The organism is Solilutibacter silvestris (genome assembly GCF_050574925.1).
In the GTDB taxonomy this organism is placed as follows: Bacteria; Pseudomonadota; Gammaproteobacteria; order Xanthomonadales; family Xanthomonadaceae; genus Solilutibacter; species Solilutibacter silvestris_A.
Map to the genome: position 1 here is coordinate 20,235 of NZ_JBCMOO010000003.1, position 14,717 is coordinate 34,951.

20 protein-coding genes are annotated in these 14,717 nt (G+C 65.1%); 12 read left to right on the forward strand and 8 right to left on the reverse strand.

Going from position 1 to position 14,717, the window contains the following annotated elements:
- Window positions 1–3: 3 nt before the first annotated feature.
- Window positions 4–399, forward strand: a complete 396-nt coding sequence (locus ABE093_RS06825) for a hypothetical protein (RefSeq protein ID WP_430760133.1) — start codon at window positions 4–6, stop codon at window positions 397–399.
- A 75-nt stretch (window positions 400–474) separates the two neighbouring features.
- Window positions 475–918, forward strand: a complete 444-nt coding sequence (locus tag ABE093_RS06830; RefSeq protein ID WP_430760134.1) for a hypothetical protein — start codon at window positions 475–477, stop codon at window positions 916–918.
- A gap of 18 nt (window positions 919–936) precedes the next feature.
- Here ABE093_RS06830 and rlmKL read toward each other — a convergent pair whose 3' ends face one another.
- Together rlmKL and ABE093_RS06840 are read right to left on the reverse strand one after the other, a co-directional pair.
- On the reverse strand, window positions 937–3,066 hold the full coding sequence (rlmKL, locus tag ABE093_RS06835; protein WP_430760135.1) for a bifunctional 23S rRNA (guanine(2069)-N(7))-methyltransferase RlmK/23S rRNA (guanine(2445)-N(2))-methyltransferase RlmL: 2,130 nt from the start codon (window positions 3,064–3,066) through the stop codon (window positions 937–939).
- Window positions 3,063–3,584: a hypothetical protein gene (locus ABE093_RS06840; protein ID WP_430760136.1), complete on the reverse strand. Its 522-nt coding sequence runs from the start codon at window positions 3,582–3,584 to the stop codon at window positions 3,063–3,065. The genes rlmKL and ABE093_RS06840 overlap by 4 nt, the downstream gene beginning before the upstream one ends.
- A 48-nt stretch (window positions 3,585–3,632) precedes the next feature.
- Here ABE093_RS06840 and ABE093_RS06845 point away from each other — a divergent pair, with 48 nt between their 5' ends.
- Genes ABE093_RS06845 through ABE093_RS06855 form a run of 3 tightly spaced genes read left to right on the forward strand, consistent with a single transcriptional unit; the run spans window position 3,633 to window position 5,524 of the window.
- Window positions 3,633–4,220 (forward strand): N-acetylmuramoyl-L-alanine amidase, encoded by a 588-nt coding sequence (locus ABE093_RS06845; protein WP_430760137.1) that lies wholly within the window; start codon window positions 3,633–3,635, stop codon window positions 4,218–4,220.
- A gap of 28 nt (window positions 4,221–4,248) precedes the next feature.
- Window positions 4,249–5,124, forward strand: coding sequence for an acyl-CoA thioesterase II (gene tesB / locus ABE093_RS06850; RefSeq protein WP_430760138.1), 876 nt, complete (start codon window positions 4,249–4,251; stop codon window positions 5,122–5,124).
- 1 nt (window position 5,125) lies between these two features.
- A complete protein-coding gene (locus ABE093_RS06855) occupies window positions 5,126–5,524 on the forward strand; it encodes a pathogenicity-like protein (protein ID WP_430760139.1) in 399 nt (132 codons plus the stop codon).
- Between the two features lie 48 nt (window positions 5,525–5,572).
- Here ABE093_RS06855 and ABE093_RS06860 read toward each other — a convergent pair whose 3' ends face one another.
- The gene (locus ABE093_RS06860) at window positions 5,573–6,160 is read right to left on the reverse strand and encodes an EF-hand domain-containing protein (RefSeq protein ID WP_430760140.1); all 588 of its coding nucleotides are present in this window, start codon (window positions 6,158–6,160) and stop codon (window positions 5,573–5,575) included.
- Window positions 6,161–6,260: 100 nt separating this feature from the next.
- Between ABE093_RS06860 and ABE093_RS06865 the strand changes: the two genes are divergently transcribed.
- On the forward strand, window positions 6,261–6,983 hold the full coding sequence (locus tag ABE093_RS06865; RefSeq protein WP_430760141.1) for an arginyltransferase: 723 nt from the start codon (window positions 6,261–6,263) through the stop codon (window positions 6,981–6,983).
- A 3-nt stretch (window positions 6,984–6,986) separates the two neighbouring features.
- Here the strand turns inward: ABE093_RS06865 and ABE093_RS06870 are convergent, their stop codons facing one another.
- Complete coding sequence (locus tag ABE093_RS06870) at window positions 6,987–7,289, reverse strand: hypothetical protein (RefSeq protein ID WP_430760142.1); 303 nt, start codon at window positions 7,287–7,289, stop codon at window positions 6,987–6,989.
- A gap of 27 nt (window positions 7,290–7,316) precedes the next feature.
- Window positions 7,317–8,513, reverse strand: coding sequence for a formate-dependent phosphoribosylglycinamide formyltransferase (gene purT, locus ABE093_RS06875; RefSeq protein WP_430760143.1), 1,197 nt, complete (start codon window positions 8,511–8,513; stop codon window positions 7,317–7,319).
- A gap of 103 nt (window positions 8,514–8,616) precedes the next feature.
- Here purT and ABE093_RS06880 point away from each other — a divergent pair, with 103 nt between their 5' ends.
- From ABE093_RS06880 to ABE093_RS06905, 6 genes are read left to right on the forward strand one after another with little or no spacing between them, the layout of a single operon-like run.
- Complete coding sequence (locus ABE093_RS06880) at window positions 8,617–9,501, forward strand: SPFH domain-containing protein (RefSeq protein ID WP_430760144.1); 885 nt, start codon at window positions 8,617–8,619, stop codon at window positions 9,499–9,501.
- Window positions 9,502–9,510: 9 nt separating this feature from the next.
- A complete protein-coding gene (locus ABE093_RS06885) occupies window positions 9,511–9,699 on the forward strand; it encodes an Arc family DNA binding domain-containing protein (protein WP_430760145.1) in 189 nt (62 codons plus the stop codon).
- Complete coding sequence (locus ABE093_RS06890) at window positions 9,696–9,875, forward strand: DUF4177 domain-containing protein (protein ID WP_430760146.1); 180 nt, start codon at window positions 9,696–9,698, stop codon at window positions 9,873–9,875. Before ABE093_RS06885 ends, ABE093_RS06890 begins: the two co-directional genes overlap by 4 nt.
- Window position 9,876: 1 nt before the next feature.
- Window positions 9,877–11,178: an alpha/beta fold hydrolase gene (locus tag ABE093_RS06895; protein ID WP_430760147.1), complete on the forward strand. Its 1,302-nt coding sequence runs from the start codon at window positions 9,877–9,879 to the stop codon at window positions 11,176–11,178.
- Between the two features lies 1 nt (window position 11,179).
- The gene (locus tag ABE093_RS06900) at window positions 11,180–11,725 is read left to right on the forward strand and encodes a PH domain-containing protein (RefSeq protein ID WP_430760148.1); all 546 of its coding nucleotides are present in this window, start codon (window positions 11,180–11,182) and stop codon (window positions 11,723–11,725) included.
- A 9-nt stretch (window positions 11,726–11,734) separates the two neighbouring features.
- A complete protein-coding gene (locus ABE093_RS06905) occupies window positions 11,735–12,520 on the forward strand; it encodes a M15 family metallopeptidase (protein WP_430760149.1) in 786 nt (261 codons plus the stop codon).
- A 22-nt stretch (window positions 12,521–12,542) separates the two neighbouring features.
- Here ABE093_RS06905 and ABE093_RS06910 read toward each other — a convergent pair whose 3' ends face one another.
- From ABE093_RS06910 to ABE093_RS06920, 3 genes are all read right to left on the reverse strand, one after another.
- Window positions 12,543–13,214, reverse strand: a complete 672-nt coding sequence (locus ABE093_RS06910) for a DNA-3-methyladenine glycosylase family protein (protein ID WP_430760150.1) — start codon at window positions 13,212–13,214, stop codon at window positions 12,543–12,545.
- 3 nt (window positions 13,215–13,217) lie between these two features.
- Window positions 13,218–13,580: a DUF423 domain-containing protein gene (locus tag ABE093_RS06915; RefSeq protein ID WP_430760151.1), complete on the reverse strand. Its 363-nt coding sequence runs from the start codon at window positions 13,578–13,580 to the stop codon at window positions 13,218–13,220.
- Window positions 13,581–13,645: 65 nt separating this feature from the next.
- Window positions 13,646–14,716 (reverse strand): SRPBCC family protein, encoded by a 1,071-nt coding sequence (locus tag ABE093_RS06920; protein WP_430760152.1) that lies wholly within the window; start codon window positions 14,714–14,716, stop codon window positions 13,646–13,648.
- Window position 14,717: the final 1 nt, after the last annotated feature.

Below are 14,717 nucleotides of genomic sequence, written 5' to 3' on the forward strand. Positions count from 1 at the left end.
ACCATGCACGCACGCAAACTCCATCACTTCGCATTCGTCGCGATGCTGCTTCCGCTACTCGCCTCCTGCGCCACCCGATCGACTGCATCGCACAAGGCACTGGGCGCTGGTGCCAGCGTCACCCTGAAACCAGGTGAGCGCGCCACCCTGCCCGATGGGAGTACGCTTCGCTATGTCGCTATCGCAGCCGATTCACGCTGTCCGGAGAAGGTGCAATGCATCTGGGCCGGCGATGCCGACCTCCTGTTCGAGTTGGCCAAAACCGGCAACGCGCCGAAGCAGTTCCATTTGCACACCGGAACCGAGCCGAAGTCATTTCACACCGATGGTCACATTATTTTCCTGGATGCGGTCACGCGCGGTTCCGGCCCGGATGCCACAGTTCGCCTGAACCCTTGAAATTCAGGGGTTTTCATCATTGACACGCATGCAAATCCTTGATAACTGGGGAAACAGTGATTCGAGGGGAGTGTCATGCGCATCCTGTTTCCATCCGCTGTCCTGGCGTTGTTGCTGGCGTCGCCGGGAATCGCATCGGCGCAATCGGCCAGCAAGTGCCCCGATCTGCCGGCAAACAGCGGCTTGGCGTGGCAGGAAATCCAGAGCGACACCCTGCTGTTCTGCCGTGCGGTGCGCAGTGATGGCAGCGACGCTTTCGCGCTGACCTTCACCCGCAAGCCGACCTTCGAGCCCGATCGCCGCAATACCGCCGACGTCAGCACCTTCGATGGCCAGTCGTTGCAGTGGTATCGCTCGACGTTGGCGGGCAACCCCGACTTGAAGGTGCGCGAAGCACTGGTGCGGCTGAATGACGGCACCACCCTGCAAATGGTCGTGCGCTCGGACGACGATGCCGGCCTGCAACGCGCATTCGGCGAAATCTCGGCGCTCAAGATTTCCGCTGTCGCGATCCGCTGACGACAGCCAAACCAGTTATCACCGTGGACGCAATCGCCATGCGCGATGGATGCGCGGATCGCGGGCGTAATCGGGCGGAATCGTTGCCGCGGTGATGTCCTCGACAACCGCGAACTCAGCAACGGCCTCGGCATCGAGCTTGAAGCGGCGCGCGTTGTTGGAGAAATAGAGCACGCCGTCCGGCGCCAACCGCGCCATCGCCAATCGCAGCAATTCCACGTGTTCGCGCTGCACATCGAAGTCCTGCGCGCGCTTGGAATTGGAGAAGGTCGGTGGATCGCAGAAAATCAGGTCGTACTGGCTGCGCTCGCTCCGCAACCACTCCATCACGTCGGCCTGCACCAGCTGGTGCCCCGGCCCGCCGACCTCGTTCTCGCGCAGGTTGTCGGCCAGCCAGCCGAGATAGGTCGCCGAGAGATCGACGCTGGTCGTGGCAGTCGCATCGCCCAACGCCGCCTGCACCGTGGCGACACCCGTGTAACAGAACAGGTTGAGGAAACGCAGCTTGCGCGCTTCGGCATTCAACCGCATGCGCAGTGGCCGATGGTCGAGGAACAGGCCGGTATCGAGATAGTCGAACAGGTTCACCAGCACGCGCGCCCGTCCTTCGCGCACGACGAGGCGTTCGCCGCGCTGGTCGAACTGGCCGTACTTGCTGCCGCCCTTGCCGATCCGCCGTGTTTTCAGCACGACGCGTTCGCGCGGCAATTCGAAGACTTCGCGCGCCGCCGCCAGCAGGTCGCCAAGACGGCGGCGTGCCAATGCTTCCGGGATATCCGCGGGCGCGGCATATTCCTGCACATGCAGCCAACGTTCGCCGGTGTCGGCGTCGGTATAGGCATCGATGGCGGCGGCGTATTCCGGAATATCGGCGTCGTAGGCGCGCCAGCAGGAAATGCCATCACGCTCGCGCCAGGCCTTCGATTGCTTCAGCGTCTTGCGCAGGCGATTGGCCACCATCTGCGCGCCTTCGTTCAGCGCCGGCGCTTCCTCGCGCACCTCCGGCGCAATGCGATCGCAGACCAGCAGCGCGCATTCGAGCGCGCCGTTGTAAAGCGTATAGAGCTTGCGCCCGCGCAGCCCGGTCGCGCGCGCCAGCGTGGTGTCGCCGCATAACAGGCTCGCGCTCCATGCCGGCACTGTGCGCTTGAGCGCATCGCCCAGCGCCTGGTAGAGATCGCTGCCGGTGGCGAGGCGCACGTCATAGGGCGGATTGCAGACGACCAGACCGCTCGCTTCCGGCGGCTGGAATCCGTCGCGGACGTCGGCCGCCTGGAAATCGATCAGTTCGGCAACACCGGCGGACATCGCGTTTGCACGTGCATTGCGGATCACGCCCGAATCGATGTCACGCCCATGGAAGACGGGTTTCAGTGCAGCCAGTCCGGTCTCCGCGCGCTGTTCGGCTTCGTTGCGCAATTCCCGCCACGTGGCCACTTCGAAACCGGGCCAGGCCGTCGGCAGCGTATCTCCGTATCGGCGCAATCCAGGCGCGACATCGGCGGCCATCAGCGCCCCTTCGATCAGCAAGGTGCCGCTGCCGCACATCGGATCGAACAATCCACCACCGCCGCCGTGCACCTGCGGCCAGCGACCGCGCAACAACACGGCGGCAGCCAACGGTTCCTTCAGTGGCGCCGCGCCCTGCTCGCCACGCCAGCCACGACGATGCAACGCGCCGCCGAGGTCAATCGAGACGATCGCGCGTCCCTTGCGCACCACCAGGTTGAAGCGCACGTCGGGTGATTCGGTATCGACATCGGGGCGCTCCCCGCGTTCCTGCCGGTAGCGATCGACGATCGCATCCTTGAGGCGCAATGCCGCGAATCCGCCATGACGGATGCCCTCGCCGGACACGTGGGCATCGACCGCGAAGGTCTGGTTGGCATACAGGTGCAAGGTCCAATCGGTTTCGAGCGCGCCGGAATACAACGCGGCTTCATCCGTGCAATCGAATTCCGCGATCGGCCACAACACGCGGCTGGCCAGGCGCGACCACAGCACCGCATGCTGCGCATCGCGCAGGGTTCCGCGCACGTTGACACCGGCGGTCGCGGCGGTTGCCTTTGCGCCTGCCGCGATCAATTCGTCGGCGAGAAGATATTCCAGGCCGCGGGCGCAGCTGACGAAGAAACGCGACTCGCTCACAGCGCGCGCAACAGGTCGGCGAAGGCATTGCGCGATGCCTCGACATGCGCGCTGAGGCGATGCGAATCATCGACCAGCAGCAGGCGTGCGCGACGCGGCTGCGCCCACGCCACCACTTCGGCAGCGGGAATCAATTCGTCGTCCCAGCCATGCAGGATCGACAAAGGGACAGCGGCGGCGTCGAGTCGCGGCGCCGGGCCCATCTGGATCGGCGGCGCCATCAGGAACAGCGCGCGCACTGGGCGCTGCAGGCTGGCGAATCCGGAGATGTAGGCGCCCAGGCTCGATCCGGCCAGCACCACCGGACCGGCAGGCGCCGCATCGATGCGCGACAACAACCGCTGCATGCGCGCGGGCACGTCGCCAAGTTCGCTCACCTCGCGACGGGCGTCGAGATCGGTGTAATCCGGACGTTCATGGCTCCAGCCCAATGCTTCGGCGGCTTCCGCCAGGGCGGTGACCTTGGTCGCATCCGGCCCGCTTTCGAAGCCGTGGGAGAGGATGCAATGGCCTTTCATTCACGCAAATCCGCTTGTCGTCTGTGGCTGCGATGCTAGCATTTCGCGATGTCCCGACCGCCTGCCATGCGCCACGAACCACTGCCCTACGAGGCATTGCTGGCCGAACGCGCGCTGGCGGACATCGACACCGTGGTGATCCATTGCACGGAGCTGCCCGACCTCGCCACTGCGCGCGAATACGGCGAAATCGTCCGTTATCCCGACAGCGGCACCGGCAACAGCGGCCACTACTACATCCACCGGACGGGCACCGTGCACCAGTGGGTCGACGACGCCCGTGTCGCCCACCACACGCGTGGCTGGAACCCGCGCAGCATCGGCATCGAACTGGTGAATCTCGGGCGCTGGCCGGACTGGCTGGACTCCCGCCACCAGGCGATGGACGAGCCCTACACGGATGCGCAAATCGAAGCCCTGATCGATCTCCTGCGCCGCCTGCAGAAGCAGCTGCCGGGCCTGCGCTGGATCGCCGGACACGAAGACCTCGATATCGACATGGTCCCGGCCAGCGACGATCCCGACAAGCGGGTCCCCCGCAAACGCGACCCCGGACCGCATTTCCCGTGGCAGCGCGTCGAAGCGGCGCTCGCCTTGCAGCGCATTCCGGTGGGAACCAGTCCTGATTCCCTATAATTGCGGCATCGCAACAGCTGCCGCACGCATGACGCCTCCCGTCCTCGAACTCGTTGAACTCCTGAAGCTGGAACGCCTGGAAGACGATCTCTTCCGCGGCCAGAGCCGCGACATCGGCACCAAGTACGTCTTCGGCGGCCAGGTGCTGGGCCAGGCGCTGTCGGCGGCGCAGGCGACGGTCGACAGCGAGACCAGCGACCGCAACGCCCATTCGTTGCACGCGTATTTCCTGCGCGCCGGCGACATCGAAGCGCCGATCGTCTACCAGGTCGACCGTACCCGCGATGGAGGCAGTTTCTCCGTGCGTCGTGTCACCGCCATCCAGCATGGCAAGGTGATCTTCTTCTGCGCGGCGTCGTTCCACACGCCCGAACCGGGTAGCGAGCACCAGTTGTCGATGCCGGAAGTGCCGCGACCGGAAGACATCGAACCGGCCCCGCCGCTGTCGCCGGAAGAACTGGCGAAATTGCCGATCAAGGTACAACGCTGGCTGGATCGTTCCGGACCGTTCGAGTTCCGCCACGTCTATCCGCGCGACGAACTCAATCCGCCCAAGCGCCCGCCTTACCAGCAGGTGTGGTTTCGCCTGGCCGACAAGGTCGGCGACGATCCCGAGCTGCATCGTGCCCTGCTCGCCTACGCCTCCGATTTCCACCTGCTCGGCACCGCGACCTTCCCGCACGGCATCAGCTATTACCAGCCGAACGTGGCGATGGCGTCGCTCGATCACGCGATGTGGTTCCATCGTCCGTTCCGCGCCGACGACTGGCTGCTGTATTCGATCGACAGCCCGAGCGTGCAGGAAGCGCGCGGATTGGCGCGCGGCCAGATTTTCGACCGCCACGGCAAGCTGGTCGCGAGCACCGCGCAGGAAGGCATGATCCGCGTCGGGAAGGCAAGCTGACATGCGCCAGGTCTTCACCAGTCGCCGGCTCGAGAATGCCGAAGGCGTGGCCAAGTTGCTGGAAGACGCCGGCATCGAAGTCCGCATCATGAACGGACGCTCGTACAAGGGCACCCATCGCCACGCGTTCAGCTATCGCGAAAACGCGCGCAGCAAGGAACCGCAGCCGGAAGTGTGGGTGGTCCGCACCGACCAGTTGCCGCAGGCACGCAAGCTGTTGCATGAAGCCGGCCTGCTCGATCGCTCCAACAGCCCGGAAAACGTGCCGCTGACGTTCAACTCGCGCAACGCCGCGCCGGTGCCGGGGAAATCGTCGGCGCAGCGCGCGAATCGCCTGCGCATCGTGTTGCTGATCGTCTGCGCCGCGGTCGCGGCGTGGACGTTCTTCTTCCGGCATTGATCGTCGCGGCACGCGTTCGCTGAGCGCGCACCGCGACTACGCCAACAGTTACTGCGCCGGGGTCGCCGGCTTCATGTCCATGTGCTGGCGCTGGCCCTTGCGGTCGCCCCACGCACCCGGACCACGGTCGCCACCGGGGCCATGCGCCTTCGCCAATTCATCCTGGCTCAGCGCGCCATCACCGTTGGTGTCGAGGCGCTTGAACATCGCATCGACGAACTCGCCGCGCTTCTTGGCGCGTTCGGCGTCGTGCTTCGCCATCGCGGCCAGCATCTCTTCCTTGCTGACCTTGCCGTCATGGTTGGTGTCCATTTCGGCGAAACGCTTCTGCCCATGCTCCTTGCGCATCGCCTCGAAATCCGAGCGGTCGAGGAAGCCATCGTGGTTGGCGTCAAGCTGGTCGAACTTCGCGGCCAGCTTGGGATCCTTGGCGGCCTCGTCGCGGCTGATCTTGCCGTCATGGTCAGCGTCGAGGCGCATGAAACCGCCCATCATCCGGCCATGGCCTTTCGGCGGCGGAGCGCCGGGCTCGCCGGGCGCCGGCGGATCGGAGGGCATCTGCTGGGCGATGGCGGTCACGGCGGCGGCACCAAGTGCGCATGCCAGGGCCAGCACGAGCGGGGTCGAACTCTTCATCTGCATCTTCCTGTGCGGGTGTATGCGCAGGGAACGCTGCGCCCCGCCCCGCGGTTGACCTCGCCACGGCGGCATTCACCGACGGGCTAGACTCGGCTTCATGAGCGTGTCCGACGATCTCCGCATCTACCGCACCGGGTTCCATCCCTGCGGCTACTGGCCGGACCGCTTCGCGCGCGATCTCCTGATCGACCCGCGCGATCCGCGCATCGCCGACGTCTATCCGCTGTCCCTGGAATGGGGATTCCGTCGCTCCGGCGAAGTCATCTACCGTCCCGATTGCGTGGCCTGCAATGCCTGCGTCGCCGTGCGCATCCGGGTGGACGACTTCCTGCCCGACCGCAGCCAGCGCCGCTGCCTGGCCCGCAACGCCGACCTGCAAGTGCGGGTGGTGCCCGCCGAACGCACCGAAGAGCACTTCGCGCTCTATCGCCGCTACCTGCACAGCCGCCATCCCGGCGGCGGCATGGACGACCACAGCGAAGCCGATTTCGACGGCTTCCTGATCGGACGCTGGTCGCAGGGGCGCTTCCTCGAATTCCGCGCCCACGGCGACCACGCACCGGGACGCCTGCTCGCGGTCGCCGTCACGGACGTGCTCGACGATGCGCTGTCGGCGGTCTATACCTTCTACGACCCGCTGGAGGCGCAACGCAGCCTCGGCACCTTCGGCGTGTTGCAGCAGGTCGAATGGGCGCGCCGCGAAGGCCGCAAGCACCTGTACCTGGGTTACTGGATCGACGGCCATCCCAAGATGGACTACAAGCGCCGCTTCCAGCCGCTGGAACGCTACGACGGCCGCGCCTGGCAGCCGTTCGACTGAAAATCAGCTTTTCGCCGGCGGAATGCCCGGCTCGACGGTCGCGCCGCGGCGTCCGAAACCGAATTCGCCTGCCGCGTTGGAGTTCGAAACGATCATCCGCACCATGTTGGTCGGAATCATCACTTCCACTTCCTTGCCATCGCCGGTATCCAGCGTCATCTCGGTGAGCATGCCGGAGGTATCGACGTCCTTGCAGCTGAAGTGCGTACCGGCCGGACCGTCCTTGAGATAGGGCTTGCCGGCGTCGCCCAGTGCTTCGATGGCATTGGGGAAGAGATAGACGTCGTAACCCGTGGTGTCGGTCATGGCCGCTCCTAATTAATCGATGATCTGTCAGTCGAAGGTGATGTGGATGGAGGCAGCGGCTTCGCGCGCCCGTGCCCGCGCATCATCGCAGGAAGCCGCGCGCGCCAGCGTCACGCCGACGCGACGCTTGCCCGAGACCCGCGGCTTTCCGAACAACCGCAATGCGCTGTCGGGCGCCTGCAGTGCGGCCTCGATGTTCGCGAAGCACGGTACGCCCTCGCCCTCCGCCAGCAACGCGCACGACGCCGACGGACCACGATTGGCGATCGCATCGCCGTCGGCGCCCACCGGCAGGCCGAGGATCGCCCGCGCATGCAGTGCGAACTCGCTCAATTCCTGCGAGACCAGCGTGACCAGCCCGGTGTCGTGCGGACGCGGCGACACTTCCGAGAACCACACCTGGTCGCCCTTGACGAAAAACTCCATGCCGAACACGCCCCAACCGCCGAGATTGCCGGACACCGCAGTCGCAATGTCCTTGGCGCGTTGCAGGGCCAGTGGCGACATCGGCTGCGGTTGCCAGCTTTCGACGTAATCGCCGTCGCGCTGGAGATGGCCGATCGGCGCGCAGAACACGGTGCCGCCAGCGTGGCGAACGGTGAGCAGGGTGATCTCGTAATCGAAATCGATGAAGCCTTCGACGATGACGCGACCGGCGCCGGCACGACCACCGGTCTGCGCATAATCCCAGGCGGCGTCGATGTCGGCTTCGCTGCGCACCAGCGACTGACCCTTGCCCGACGACGACATCACCGGCTTGATCACGCATGGCAGTCCCAACTCCGCGACGGCGGCGCGATAGTCGGCATGCGTGTCGACGAAACGGAATGGCGAGGTCGGCAGGCCCAGGGTTTCCGCGGCAAGCCGACGGATGCCTTCGCGATCCATGGTCAACCAGGCGGCACGCGCGGTCGGGATCACCCGCACCTCGCCGTCGCGCTCGAGCTCGACCAGCGTCGGCGTATGGATGGCCTCGATCTCGGGCACCACGATGTGCGGCCGCTCCCGTGCGATCAGCGCGCGCAAGGCCTCGCCATCCAGCATGTCGAGCACGTGGCTGCGATGCGCGACCTGCATCGCCGGCGCATCGGCATAGCGATCGGCAGCGATCACCTCGATGCCCAGCCGCTGCAGCTCGATCGCCACTTCCTTGCCCAACTCTCCCGATCCCAACAGCAATACCCGTGTGGCCTTGGCGGTCAGCGGCGTTCCCAGTGTCGTCATGCGTCGAGGTCGGTCGGAAAGGCGGCCAGTCTAGGGCACCACCCGCATTCATACAAAGTGATATCAAATTGATATCATCTTCTCCGCACAACGGAGATTCCCCATGAAAGAACGCATTCTCAAGTCGCTGCCGGGCATCCCGGTCCTGGTCATGGTGCTGCTGGCAGGCGTGGTCGCCATCTGGCTGTTCCTGACCGGTATCGGCCCCGACCCCAAGGGCGAAGGCGTGGCCTCCGGCTCGCTGATCGTTGCCGCGATCCTGCTCGGCATCGTCGCCTTCCTATCGCTGACCGGCCTGTACAAGCTCGAACCCAACCAGGGGGCGGTGCTCAGCCTGTTCGGCAAATACATCGGCACGGTCAAGGAAAACGGCCTGCGCTGGAACAACCCGTTCTACGGCAAGCGCAAGGTGAGCGAGCGTGTGCGCAACTTCGAGAGCGGGCGCCTGAAAGTGAACGAGCTCGATGGCAGCCCGATCGAGATTGCGGCCGTGATCGTCTGGCGCGTGGTCGATTGCGCCGAGGCGGTCTACAACGTCGACGACTACGAAAGCTTCGTGCACATCCAGTCGGAATCGGCGCTGCGCGCGATGGCCACCAGCTATCCCTACGACCAGCATGAGGAAGGCCAGCTCGCCCTGCGCAGCCACGCCAACGAGGTCGGCCAGCACCTGAAGGACGAATTGCAGGCGCGCCTCGCCGACGCCGGCGTTGAAGTGCTGGATGCACGCATCAGCCATCTCGCCTACGCGCCGGAAATCGCCCAGGCGATGCTGCAGCGCCAGCAGGCCAACGCGATCATCGCCGCGCGCACCCGCATCGTTGCCGGCGCCGTCGGCATGGTCGAGATGGCGCTGGAAGAACTGCAGAAGAACGGCGTGGTCCAGCTCGACGAGGAACGCAAGGCACAAATGGTCAGCAACCTGCTGGTGGTGCTCTGCGGCGAGCGCGCGACGCAGCCGATCGTCAACGCCGGCACGCTGTACTGATCCGCCGCGATGGCAGAGAAGAAAGCCTATCCGTTGCGCATCAACGCCGAGATCCTCTCGGCGACGCAACGCTGGGCCGATGACGAGTTGCGGAGCCTCAATGCGCAGATCGAATACGTGCTGCGCGAGGCCCTGCGCAAGGCGGGACGGCTGAAATCGTCCACACAACAACCAGATGAAGAGGGAGAGGAATCATGAGCGGTCGTTGGCAATACAAGGTCGTCGAATTCAAGCCTGCACTGATGGGCGGGCTCAAGCCCGAGGAATGGCAGGCCGAACTCGACAAGCTGGGCGCACAGGGATGGGAACTGGTCAACGTCGCCCCGACAATGCCGCTCAATCATTTGCTTGCCGTGCTCAAGCGTGAGGCATGACATGAAACGCACGCGAAATTCCATTTCCGCCATCGCCCTCGTCTGCGCCCTGGTGCTGCCCGCATCGGCAGCCACCGACACGCCCCAGGCCATCGCAGCACGACTGCTCGATCGCCTCGATGCCGGCCAGTACGACCAGGCCGAAGCGATGTTCAACGCACAGATGCAGCAGCACGTGCCCACCGACAAGCTGAAAGCCGTGTGGCAGTCGTTGCCGCCCGCCGGCAAGCGCGACGCGGCGGAGCTGTCGCAAAAGGACGGCATGCAGGTCATCAGGCAGACATTGCATCGCGGCGCGACGGCATGGACATTCACGGTCGCGGTCGACGCGCAGGGCAAGGTCAGCGGCATGTTCGTGCAGCCACAGCAAAACGCTGCACCGATTCCCGCGGTTCCAGCCGATGCCGGTTACAGCGAACGCGAGGTCAGCGTCGGCGCCGAAGGCCATCCACTCGGCGGCACGCTGGCGATGCCCAAGGGAAAGGGACCCTTCCCTGCCGTGGTGCTGGTGCACGGATCCGGCCCCAACGACCGCGAGGAAACCATCGGCCCCAATCATGTCTTCACCGACATCGCGCGCGGGCTCGCTGCGCAAGGCATCGCCGTGCTGCGCTACGAGAAGCGCACCAGGGCGCGACCGCAGGATTACAAGGACGGCATCGTCACCATCGACAGCGAGACCACCGATGACGCCGTCGCCGCGGTGAAGGCATTGGCGACGACGCCCGGCATCGACCCGAAGCGCGTCTTCGTGTTCGGGCACAGCCTCGGCGCGATGGTGGCGCCACGCATTGCGCAGCGTGCCGGTCAAGATGTGATCGGCGTGATCGAGTTGTCCGGCCCTTCGCGCAAGCTGATCGACATCATCCCCTACCAGCAACGCTACATGGCCAAGCTGCAGGGCAAGTCCGACGATCCGCAGGCCCTTGCCGGGATCGCCAAGGCCGAAAGCGACATCGCCGCGATCCGCGGCAACGCCAAGCCCGACGACACCGCGCTGGGAATGCGTGTGGATTACTGGCGCAGCGTGGACGCGATCGATCCCATCGCAGACAACAAGGCGCTGCGTGTACCGGCGCTGCTGCTGCACGGCGACCGCGACTTCCAGGTGCCGATGGAAGACTGGACGGCGCTGCAACAGGCGTTCTCCGGCAACAAGCGCTTCACCATGAAGCTCTATCCCTCGCTCAACCACCTGGGCATCGCCGGCAGCGGCACGCCGTCGATGGCGGAGTACGCGCAACCCGGGCATGTCGATGCGCGGTTGATCAACGACGCCGCGGCATGGATCAAGGCGCACTGACATGGCGACGACTGGTTCCGTTCGCGATTTCCCGCTTGCCCCGTTGCAGCAGAAGTCGTGGTTGACCCTGGTCGCGATCGTGGCCGTCACGATCGCGATCACCCTGCTGATTCCCCATCAGGAATTGCCGCTGCCGGCGCGATTGCTGCTGTCCACCGTGACCGCGGCGGTGATCCTGGGCGTCGGGTTGGCGATGCGACGCCGTCGCATCACCATCGAAGGCCGCGATCTCGTGGTGGCCGCGGCATTCTTTACGCAACGCATCAATATCAATGCGCTGGATCTTGCCAGCGCGCGCAGCGTCGATCTTGCCGAACACACCGAGTTCGCGCCCATGATCAAACTCGGGGGATACGATCTCCCCGGCTTCCGCGCCGGCGGGTATCTCCTGCGCAATCGCGCCCGGGCGTTCTGCCTGCTCACCACGCGCGATCGCGTCCTCGTCCTGCCACGCCACGATGGCAAGTTCCTCGTGCTCAGCCCCGAAAAGCCGCAAATGCTGTTGTCCGCACTGAACGAACTGGCCTCGACAACAGCGCGTCGCTAAGCTGTCCGGATGCAAGCCCACCCGCGCCACCTGATCAACAGCGCCCACGCCGAATTGTGGCCGGCGTGGCTGCTGCGGGCACGACGCAATGCCGATGCGCGCGCGTTGGCCACCGCCACCTGGGTGGTGCGCAGCCGCGATGGCGGCTATCTCGCCACCATCGATGCAACGCGCAACATCCATCCATTGCCGCCCTTGCAGTCCTCGCGCAATGCCGATGCATGGCGCGCCCTCGCCCTCGATGGCGCCAGCCCGCAAGCCCCCGTCCATGCATTGCCGATGCATGGACTGGAACGTCGCCTGCTCGAACTTGGCCTCGATGCCGACGATTACGCGCAACGCAGCGGGCTGATGCAGGTTCCCGAACCCGCACGCTTGGCGCTGGCCGGGTTCGATCGCTATCGGCGTCCGTTGTGGCTGGGCGAAGGCGCAGGTCGCGCCTGGAATCGCATGCGCACGGCTGCGGCGAGTGATGGCGTCGCGCTGGATGCCATTTCCGGCTATCGCAGCCATGCCTACCAGATGGGCATTTTCGCGCGCAAGCGCGCTCGCGGACTGAGTGTCGACGACATCCTCGCAGTCAATGCCGCGCCCGGTTTTTCCGAACATCATTCCGGCGATGCACTCGACATCGGTACCGACGGCGAGGCTCCGGCGGAAGAATCCTTCGAACGCACCGCGGCGTTCCGCTGGCTATCCGGTCACGCCGGCGATTTCGGTTTCAACCTGAGTTATCCGCGCGACAATCCCCACGGCATCGTCTACGAGCCGTGGCATTGGCGCTGGCACGGCTGATCCGCCCCTGCTGCGTTCGCCCTTATTTCCCTTGCGAGCGCGGGATCGGCCCCTTGCCAAAATCGGAAATCTTCCAGAGATAAATGCTGGCCCAGGTGCGGTATGGACCCCAGGCTTCGCCGCGCGCCAACGTTTCCTTTGGCGACGGCATTTCGTCGAGGCCATCGAGGATCTGGTGCCCCTTGCGAATGCCGAAGTCATCGACCGGCAGCACGTCCGGCCGGCCGAGTTTGAACATCAGCATCATCTCGACCGTCCAGCGACCGATGCCGCGCACCGGCACCAGCGCCTTGATGATCGCGTCCTCGTCCATCGTCGCCATCTTGCGCACGCCCGGGATCTCGCAACCAAGTTCGCGCTCGCAGAGATCGCGCAAGGCCAGCAACTTGTTGCCGGACACGCCACAGGCGCGCACATCGGCATCGCTGACGCGCCCCAATGAATCGGCATTGAGGCGACGACTGCCCGCCGCGACTTCAAGGCGTCCGGTGATCGTCGCCGCGGCCTTGCCGTGCAGTTGCTGGTAGAGGATTGCGCGTGCCAATGCGTTGACCGGATCGAACGATTTCCGCCAATCGGTCGGCTCCGGCAATGGCCCGATCCGGCGCATCCACGCCGCCAGCGGCTTGTCGACCTTGCGCAGATGCTTGTTCGCCGCTTCGATATCGAATCCACGCGTGTAACGCATCGCCATTCTTCACCTCCACAACCGTTGTGCGGCCAGCCACAGCCAGCCCGCGATCATCGCCATTCCGCCTGCCGGCGCCAGCGTCGACGGCCAACCCAGCCACTGCTTCGCCACCAGGCTGAGCGAGAACAGCAGGCAGCCCGCGATCTGCAGCAGGATCGCGCCACGCTCACCCTTGCCGGCAGCTTGCGGCAGCATCGCCGATCCCGCCGCGCCCTGCACCAGCAGGAACAGTGCCGCGTTGCCGATGCGTCGCGCACCTTCGGCATCGAGCGTCGCATGCGCGGCATACGCCGAGAGCGCGATGCCGGCTGCCGCCATCAGCGCGGCGATGGCGGACGGAATGCGCTGGAAGGCGTTCGACACGGGCATGACGGATTCCGAAAACGCGAACGCCGCGACTGGCGCGGCGTTCGGTGACTGTCTGGCGGTCGCGATTACTTGACCGGCCAGTAGACGTCGAAGCTGGCGGCGCCTGCGGTGAACGACTTGTCCACGCCGTCCTTGTAGACCTCGAACGACTTGTCGGCGATCTGGTAGCCGTGCACCAGCGCCCAGGCGCGCAGCGCGTCGCGGGTCAGCTGCAGCGTGTTGTAGTCGGCCGAAGCGATCGACGTCGTCACGGCCTTGCGTGCCGGGATGGTCGCGAACTTGACCGTGCCCTGCAGGGCAACGCCAGTCAGGCCGGTGGTCGCGGTGGCGCCCTTCTTCTTCACCGGCTGCACCAGGTTGTAACCGTAGTTGGCGATGTTGACGTCTTCGGTGACCAGGTAGAACGGACCGGCCGGTTCAAGGCCGTTGGCGTCCATCACGCGCTTCAGCCACTGGTAGTTGTTCTTGACGCTGTCGTAGACATGCGCGAAGTCGTTGATCACCGTACCGGAGTTGATGGTGATGACGTCGCTGGCCGGCAGTTCGATGAACTTGGTGCCGGTGAGCGGCGGGGTCAGCTGGTCATAGGCCAGGTTGGGCACTTCCGCCAGCAGGCCGGTCAGGCGACGCAGGTTGACCTTCATGTCCTCGCCGGCATAGCTGCCCGCGTACAGACCGGCGTAACGACCCAGCAGGTTGAAGCCGTAGTCGACGTCGTAGGTCTGGACGATGGTGGTGTTCTTCTCGCTCTTGTCGGGCTTGACGGTGATGGTCGACTTCTTGTTGCTGCCCATGTCGCCATTGGTGATGGCGAAATCGACCTTTTCATTGGTCTGGGCACCGGTGATCTTCCAGCTGCCCTTGCCGACGCCGTTGTCGCCGTCGTAGTCGATCTGGGCGCCGACGCCCGAGACCGGGCCGCTGATCTTGAGCTGCGTGCGCGGATCATGCGCGGTCACGGCGTTCCAATCCTTCCAGCGCCCGAAGCTGTTGACGGTGTCGTACACCAGGGTCGCCTTGCGGTTGGTGTCGATGGTCTCCGACAGGTGGCGATGCGATGGCAGCACGATGCCGACCAGCAGGAAGAACACGGCCACGATGGCCACGGAAATCAACAACTCTTTAAGCAGCTTCATT

Excerpts from the sequence above, each read along its gene's own strand:
- ABE093_RS06890 (WP_430760146.1), top strand. The coding sequence starts at position 9,696 with ATGAGCGGTCGTTGGCAATACAAGGTCGTCGAATTCAAGCCTGCACTG.
- ABE093_RS06910 (WP_430760150.1), bottom strand. The coding sequence starts at position 13,214 with ATGGCGATGCGTTACACGCGTGGATTCGATATCGAAGCGGCGAACAAG.
- ABE093_RS06900 (WP_430760148.1), top strand. The coding sequence starts at position 11,180 with ATGGCGACGACTGGTTCCGTTCGCGATTTCCCGCTTGCCCCGTTGCAG.
- ABE093_RS06825 (WP_430760133.1), top strand. The coding sequence starts at position 4 with ATGCACGCACGCAAACTCCATCACTTCGCATTCGTCGCGATGCTGCTT.
- ABE093_RS06895 (WP_430760147.1), top strand. The coding sequence starts at position 9,877 with ATGAAACGCACGCGAAATTCCATTTCCGCCATCGCCCTCGTCTGCGCC.
- purT (WP_430760143.1), bottom strand. The coding sequence starts at position 8,513 with ATGACGACACTGGGAACGCCGCTGACCGCCAAGGCCACACGGGTATTG.
- ABE093_RS06845 (WP_430760137.1), top strand. The coding sequence starts at position 3,633 with ATGTCCCGACCGCCTGCCATGCGCCACGAACCACTGCCCTACGAGGCA.
- ABE093_RS06920 (WP_430760152.1), bottom strand. The coding sequence starts at position 14,716 with ATGAAGCTGCTTAAAGAGTTGTTGATTTCCGTGGCCATCGTGGCCGTG.
- ABE093_RS06915 (WP_430760151.1), bottom strand. The coding sequence starts at position 13,580 with ATGCCCGTGTCGAACGCCTTCCAGCGCATTCCGTCCGCCATCGCCGCG.
- ABE093_RS06905 (WP_430760149.1), top strand. The coding sequence starts at position 11,735 with ATGCAAGCCCACCCGCGCCACCTGATCAACAGCGCCCACGCCGAATTG.
- ABE093_RS06865 (WP_430760141.1), top strand. The coding sequence starts at position 6,261 with ATGAGCGTGTCCGACGATCTCCGCATCTACCGCACCGGGTTCCATCCC.
- tesB (WP_430760138.1), top strand. The coding sequence starts at position 4,249 with ATGACGCCTCCCGTCCTCGAACTCGTTGAACTCCTGAAGCTGGAACGC.
- ABE093_RS06855 (WP_430760139.1), top strand. The coding sequence starts at position 5,126 with ATGCGCCAGGTCTTCACCAGTCGCCGGCTCGAGAATGCCGAAGGCGTG.
- ABE093_RS06870 (WP_430760142.1), bottom strand. The coding sequence starts at position 7,289 with ATGACCGACACCACGGGTTACGACGTCTATCTCTTCCCCAATGCCATC.
- ABE093_RS06830 (WP_430760134.1), top strand. The coding sequence starts at position 475 with ATGCGCATCCTGTTTCCATCCGCTGTCCTGGCGTTGTTGCTGGCGTCG.
- ABE093_RS06880 (WP_430760144.1), top strand. The coding sequence starts at position 8,617 with ATGAAAGAACGCATTCTCAAGTCGCTGCCGGGCATCCCGGTCCTGGTC.
- ABE093_RS06840 (WP_430760136.1), bottom strand. The coding sequence starts at position 3,584 with ATGAAAGGCCATTGCATCCTCTCCCACGGCTTCGAAAGCGGGCCGGAT.
- ABE093_RS06885 (WP_430760145.1), top strand. The coding sequence starts at position 9,511 with ATGGCAGAGAAGAAAGCCTATCCGTTGCGCATCAACGCCGAGATCCTC.
- ABE093_RS06860 (WP_430760140.1), bottom strand. The coding sequence starts at position 6,160 with ATGAAGAGTTCGACCCCGCTCGTGCTGGCCCTGGCATGCGCACTTGGT.